1 protein-coding gene is annotated in these 705 nt (G+C 71.8%); it reads left to right on the forward strand.

The features are described 5' to 3' along the window. The coding region (locus A5691_RS08665) for an HNH endonuclease signature motif containing protein (protein ID WP_156675556.1) at positions 1 to 705 on the forward strand (705 nt) is incomplete at both ends.

Below are 705 nucleotides of genomic sequence, written 5' to 3' on the forward strand. Positions count from 1 at the left end.
TTGGACGCCGCCACGTTCGACGCCGCCTTGCAGTCCCATCGTGACGCGCTGATCGCCGAATGGAAGCACGACCGCGCCGAGGGAGCGTCAGACAGCGCGCCGCCCCTGCCGGGCAGCGTCGAGGCGTTCATGCGACTGATCGAGGCCGGCTGGGACGCGGAGACGACCCGCCGCCCACACGGACAGCACACCACCGTGGTGGTGCACGTCGACGCCGAAAAGCACGGTGCGGCACTGCACGTGGGTCCGCTGCTCACCGACGCCGAACGCCGCTACCTGACCTGCGACGCCACCGGCGAAGTGTGGTTCGAACGCCAGGGCGAGGTCATCGGCGCCGGCCGAACCACCCGCCTGATCAGCCGGCGACTGCGCCGCGCGCTCGAGCACCGCCACCGCAGCTGCGCGGTTCCCGGCTGCGGCGCCACCCGCGGCCTGCACGCCCACCACATCCGGCACTGGGAAGACGGCGGACCCACCGAGCTGACCAACCTCGTGCTGGTCTGCCCGTATCACCACCGGGCCCATCATCGTGGCGTCATCACCATCGCCGGACCCGCACCCACGCTGACCGTCACCGATCAGGCAGGCCGAACACTGAGGCCCGGATCGCTGGCGCGGCCACCGACAAAGCCCCCACCCCCGGTCGCCCCCTGCCCGGGACCCACCGGCGAGCGCGCCGACTGGTGGTGGTACCAACCCTTCCAA

It is taken from the genome of Mycobacterium sp. E183 (assembly GCF_001667735.1).
GTDB lineage: Bacteria > Actinomycetota > Actinomycetes > Mycobacteriales > Mycobacteriaceae > Mycobacterium.